This is a genomic window from Streptomyces rubellomurinus, from assembly GCF_000961885.1.
GTDB lineage: Bacteria > Actinomycetota > Actinomycetes > Streptomycetales > Streptomycetaceae > Kitasatospora > Kitasatospora rubellomurina.
In genome coordinates this window covers 1-445 of record NZ_JZKH01000332.1, presented here as the reverse complement: position 1 = coordinate 445, position 445 = coordinate 1, and the positions used below count along the sequence as shown (strand labels likewise).

The window sequence follows — 445 nt, the reverse complement described above, 5'->3', positions numbered from 1 at the left end:
CGGCACCTTCGACACCGAGCCCGGCTACCTGGCCTCCGGCGTCGTCGCCCCCGAGTGCGGCGACGCCCGGCCGGGGCCGGACACGGTGTACGACGTGGCCTCGCTGACCAAGGTCCTGGCCACCTGGCCGCTGGTCGGCACCTCCCTCATGGACGGCTTCACCCTGGACACCCCGATCCGCGAACTGCTGCCCGACATCCCGGCCGACGCCCCCGGCGGCCGGATCACACCCCGGCAGATCCTCGCCCACACCTCCGGACTTCGCGCCGACACCCGCCTCGACCAGTACCGCAACCGCACCGAACCGCTGGCCCAACTGATCTGCGGAGAGCCGCTGATCGCCGACCCCGGAGCCGGACACCGCTACATCAACCGCGGCTTCATCCTCCTCGGCCTGGCCCTGGCCCACTACCGCTGCCGACGCCTGGACGAGCTGGCGGCCGAA

The 445-nt window shown here is 72.6% G+C and carries 1 protein-coding gene; it reads left to right on the top strand.

The window, feature by feature from the left end:
* The coding region (locus tag VM95_RS38070; protein WP_045706239.1) for a serine hydrolase domain-containing protein at positions 1 to 445 on the top strand (445 nt) is incomplete at both ends.